At 44.1% G+C, this 5,381-nt stretch carries 4 protein-coding genes; all 4 read left to right on the top strand.

Features of this window, described 5'->3' with window-relative positions:
- The first annotated feature begins 91 nt into the window (after positions 1–91).
- The 4 genes from VIR50_RS07755 (at position 92) to VIR50_RS07740 (ending at position 5,278) form a co-directional block, all read left to right on the top strand.
- Entirely contained in the window at positions 92–1,660 is a 1,569-nt protein-coding gene (locus tag VIR50_RS07755; RefSeq protein ID WP_414703539.1) for a SusD/RagB family nutrient-binding outer membrane lipoprotein, read from the top strand.
- Positions 1,661–1,713: 53 nt separating this feature from the next.
- Positions 1,714–2,970: a glycoside hydrolase family 18 gene (locus VIR50_RS07750; protein ID WP_331934573.1), complete on the top strand. Its 1,257-nt coding sequence runs from the start codon at positions 1,714–1,716 to the stop codon at positions 2,968–2,970.
- A gap of 26 nt (positions 2,971–2,996) precedes the next feature.
- On the top strand, positions 2,997–4,190 hold the full coding sequence (locus VIR50_RS07745; RefSeq protein WP_331934572.1) for a DUF1735 and LamG domain-containing protein: 1,194 nt from the start codon (positions 2,997–2,999) through the stop codon (positions 4,188–4,190).
- A gap of 65 nt (positions 4,191–4,255) precedes the next feature.
- The gene (locus VIR50_RS07740) at positions 4,256–5,278 is read left to right on the top strand and encodes a DUF1735 domain-containing protein (protein WP_331934571.1); all 1,023 of its coding nucleotides are present in this window, start codon (positions 4,256–4,258) and stop codon (positions 5,276–5,278) included.
- Positions 5,279–5,381 lie beyond the last annotated feature (103 nt).

The raw sequence follows: 5,381 nt of genomic DNA, 5'->3' as shown, positions 1-5,381 counted from the left end.
TTCGACTATTTCATGCAGCCAAGTTTACGCTCATTGGGCTTCAACGTGAATCTGAAATTCTAACCCATCTTAACCAAATAAAGATATAACAATGAAAAATAAATATATTTCAAGAGTAGCCGTAATCGGTCTGACCGCTGTCTTAGGTATGGGCGGTCTCACCTCTTGCACGGCAGGTTTTGAAGACGCTAACCGCCCCGGTAGCAAGGCTTCGGCTGAAGAATTGGGACGTGACAACTATACCATCGGATCTTTCCTCGTTCAGATGCAGAATGCCGTATTCCCTGAACAAGAGAACGATTTTCAGATGAATGAAGACCTTATTGGTAACTATTTGGCCCGTTATATGACTTATGCCAATAACGGATGGAACAGTGCCAACTTCGCGACAATGAACGCTCCAACCGGTTGGGTGCGCTATCCGCAGAAGTCTCTTGCTCCTAAATTCCTTTCTGCTTTCAATGATATAAAGCGTCTTGGCAATGGAAAGAAGGACGTGAACTACGCTTGGGCTCTTATTCTTCGTGCACAAGGATTCCTTGGCATGACCGATAAATATGGTCCGTTCACCATTGGTGAGGGCGAAGATGGTAAGGCCTACACCTCACAAGAGGGTATTTACAATCGTATCATCGACGATTTGAATGAAGCCACAGAGATTCTGAAGCCCCTCGTAAGCAACGGTTCTTATAGAGCTAATGCCGAGTTCGACAAGGTATATGGTGGTAAGTTCATTAATTGGATGAAGTTTGCCAACTCTTTGAAGTTGCGTATTGCCATCCGTATCAGCGGCGTCGCTCCTGAGAAAGCTAAGGAATTGGGCGAGGCAGCGGTGAAAGCCGGTGTCATAGAGAGCAACGATGAGAACTTGGCTATTGAGTACACTCCCCATGGACTTTACAAAACATCTGTTGAATGGGGCGATAGCCGTGCTTGTGCCGACATCGAAAGCTTTATGACCGGTTATCAAGATCCTCGTCTTTCCAAGTATTTCAAGGATGTAGTTGACCATAAGCCCGGAACACGTGCCATCATCGGCTGCCGTGCAGGTGCTAAGATTGGTAACAAGTCGGTAGCTGACCCCATGTATTCTGCCGCTAATGTAATGGTTAATACAAAGGGTATATGGATGACCGCCGCTGAAATGTATTTCTGCCGTGCAGAAGGTGCGTTGATAGGATGGTCAAATATGGGTGGTACTCCGCAGGACTTGTATAATACAGCTATCAAAACTTCTTTCCAACAGTGGGAAGCCGGCGACGCGACTAACTATATATATAATAGTTGGAGTCAGCCCGCGGCTTATCAAGATGCCCCCGATGGCTTTGGTCAGAACGCTCCCAGCGCAAGTTATATCACTGTTCAGTGGAATGATAGGGATGATATGGAAACCAAGATGGAACGTCTTATCACACAGAAGTGGATTGCCTTATTCCCTTATGGTCAAGAAGGTTGGAACGAACTCCGCCGCACCGGTTATCCCAAAGTGCTCCCCGTAGCCCAATCTACCGGTTCTTACACCATCAAAGTTCCTAACCGTATTCCTTTCGCTGATACCGAGTTGACCGAAAACCCTGAGAATTTGGCCAAGGCAAAAGAAATGTTGAACGGTGCGGATGATTACGCTACTAAGATGTGGTGGCAGAAAAAATGGTGGTAATCACTGCATAGAAGTATTGTAGAATGATTTTCTAACGAACAATAAACACGACAATGAAAAATATATTCAAAACGATTCTATTCTCTATAACAGTTGGCATGACCATGTCTGCATGCAGTGACTGGACTGAGACTGAAATACAGAATCCTGCCGATCTGACCAAAAATATCAGGACGGAAGCATATTACACACAGCTGCGTAACTTTAAGAAGAGCGATCATCCGGTATCTATGGGCTGGTTTGGTGGCTGGGCCGGTCGCAACGCAACGCTGAAAACATCTTTGAGTGGTTTGCCCGATAGCCTTGACTTCGTGTCGCTTTGGGGTAACTGGAAGAACCTTACACAAGAGCAGAAGGACGACTTGAAGTTCGTACAAGAGAAAAAGGGAACCAAAGTCCTTATCTGTTGGCAGGTTCATGACATTGGTGATCAGCTTACACCGGACAAGCCTAAAGATTGGGATGAGAAGAATCCGGGCAAGGACTTCCGCCATGAGTATTGGGGATGGGCCGACGGTGAGTTGGATAGAGATAAGCAGAAAGAAATGCGTTTGGCCGCTGTAGAGAAGTATGCCAAGGCTATTCTTGATACCATCCGTACTTATAACTATGATGGTTTCGACCTTGACGCCGAGCCTTACATACCTCAGATTGGTTTCCAACCCAAGGAAGAGTTGTGGGATAATAGAGAATATATCCACAAGTTTGTAGAAGTTTTGGCTACAGAGTTAGGTCCACAATCAGGAACCGGTAAGATGTTGGTCATCGACGGTGCGCCAGAGGAACTAAAGAAACCTGAAATGGAGAAATATTTTGACTACTTTATCCTTCAGGTTTATTACAACAAGGATTCCGGATATAAGTATGTTGACGACTTGCAACGTCGCTTCGACAATCAGTATAAGCATTTTAAGGACGTTCTTTCTCCTGAAGATCTTTGCAAGAAAATTATCATTACAGAGAACTTTGAGGACGGTCCTAACATTACCAACTTCCGCTTTATCCTTGCCGAAGGTATCGAGCACCGCCACGACTACGATGGTATCGCTCCATCATCCATGTTGAGCTGGGTAACAACCTCTGTTAATCCTCAAGGTCAGATCTTGAATTTGAATGACAAGCAAAAGCGCTGGATGGCTCGTAGTCTCCTCACCTATGCTATTTGGAATCCAACTTTTGATGGCAAAGTTTGCCAAAAGGGTGGCCTTGGAACATTCCACATGGAATATGAATACGACAAGGATGGAACCATCAACACTTATCCTAACTTGCGTACAGCTATCCAATTGCAGAATCCAAGAAACAAATAAATGTAACTTTAAAATCGTAATAAACAATGCAATTACATAAAAACACTTTCGCAATGGCTCTGGCCGGCTTGGCCATGATGAGCTTCAGCGCATGTAACGACGCCGAGTATTCTCCGTTGGAAAATCAGGCTTTCTTTGCGGAAACGAAGACCAATGCCAATATTGCTCAAAAAATTACCGTTGAGGATAAGGACTTTACACCTGCCACTTTCCATGTGCAGTTGTCTTCTCCGGCAGAGGGCGAGACCAAATTCGCCATTGAGTTTGATGAGGCAGCGCTGAAAAAATACAATGAGGACAATTTTACCAACTATAAATTGTTGCCTACCACTAACTACGAAATGCCTACTAAGGAGGTTACTTTCCAAGATGGTGAAACCCTTTCGGGCGATATTGTAGTCAATGTTAAGCCCTTTACACAAGAGCAAAAGGACAATGCCGATAAATTCGCCCTGCCCTTGAAACTTGTGAGCAAGGATGGTAAGAAGGCTATTCTTAACTCCGGTGGCGCCATGATGTTGCTTTTTGATAAAGTGGTTCGTCAGGCCGTGCCTACTTATAGCGCACGTTGTCCTTTCCAATTCAAGATGAAAGAGGACTTCAATGCTACCCAGTGGACTGTAGAATTCTGCGTGAATATCGACAACTTGGGTGAGAAAGTAGGTGAGAAAAACAACCAACAACTGTTGTGTGGCTGGGGCGATAATGATGGCGAAATATTCTCTCGCTTCGGTGATGCGCCTATCGAGGGTAACCGAATGAACATCAAGGCCCAAGGTGGTCAGCTCAATAGCTCCACTCAGTTTGCGCCTAATAAGTGGTATCACGTGGCCATCGTCAGCAACGGAACTTCACTGAGCCTTTACGTAAACGGTGTATTGGATAAGACAGAGGCCGTTTCCGGTAAGCCCGTTAATATCAAGGCTGACAACTGGTGGTTTGGTAATCACGATGGCGAACGCTATCAGTACTTGAAGGCCAACGTGAAAGTGAGCGAGCTCCGTATATGGACCAAGGCGCTTTCACAGCCACAGATAGCTAACAATATGTATGGTGCCGATAAGTCAGCCGACGGTCTTTACGCTTATTTCAAGTTGAATGAAGGCAGTGGTAACGACTTTAAGGACGCTCGTGAGAACAGCGGCAATGTAGGCGCTAAGGCTTCCTTTGGCGAGAACCCTGTACAGTGGGAGCAAGATGTGCGTATTGATGGCAAATAAAAAGCTAAGTACTCAACCATTAATGACAATCTAAAATGAAAAAGAATATATTAAAATCTGTATTTATGGCAGCGCCAACACTCTTGTTGTTGGCCGCTTGCCAGAGCGAACCCGAGGTGGGAACTACGCTCTATCCTACAAATGCTGATAGCTATGAGCCGGTAGCTTATATCGACAATCATGCTTACCTGCCTAAGAATATGCAGTCAAACATGTTTATACAGAAGGGTAACTCACCCGAGCTCGATACCGAAGGATGTGAGCTGAAGTTCAAAGTTCACCTGACCGCCGTAAGCGATAAGGACCTTACTTTTAACGTTAAACTCGACAATTCTAAGATTCCCGCCACTTATGCTGAAAGCCATGAGGTTGCCAATGCTGACGCTTTCAAGATAGAAAACGGCACGGTTACGGTAAAAGCAGGTAAGATGGAGTCTGAAGAAGCATTTGATATAGTATTAGATGAGGCTTCAAAGACCTTGCAAGATTTGGCAGAAGACAAGAAACTTATGGCTGCTTTTACTCTCGAATCGCCTACCGATGTAAAACTGAGCGATAAGTATAACACTTATTGTTGGGAAGTCAACAAAGAGATTTTCTGGATAAATCCAAAGGGAACAAGCGAGGGATTACAGCAGATAGATGTGAATACTTACGATGTAAACTGTGGTGGTTATGGTAACATTGGTACTGTTTTAAGTAATGGAAAAGAAGATGATCACTTTGAATATTATGTGAGTGAACATCCGGCAGGCTTCATGAAGATAGACTTAAGACAACCGACCGATGTTAGAGCTATTCAATTCACGCCAACTTCTCTTATTTCTGGGAGAGATGTTTTAAGTAAGTTCTTTATGAAAGAAATCATTATTTACGGTTCTACAGTTGATAAGGATATATACCGTGTTACAGCCGACGACGTAGTGCGTTTGGGTGTAGCAACATGTCCGAAGATGCCTGAAAGTCCTAATGACAAGTGGGATGTTGTGTTCTATAGCTCACAGAAGGTACGCCATATTTGGGTTAGAATAGTTTCAGGTTTCTCATCTAATAGTGCTTATCTTAGCGAGTTGAAACTCTATAAATAAAAAACCTCAAGACATATAGGTTGTTATGATTATTGATATATAAAGATTGTTGATTTCAGGAATACCTTTCGTTTTAAGGTTGAGCGTTGCCCTTGGTGGGTAG

This window comes from Prevotella sp. (assembly GCF_036570325.1).
GTDB lineage: Bacteria > Bacteroidota > Bacteroidia > Bacteroidales > Bacteroidaceae > Prevotella.
This window is presented reverse-complemented; position numbering and strand designations above follow the sequence as displayed.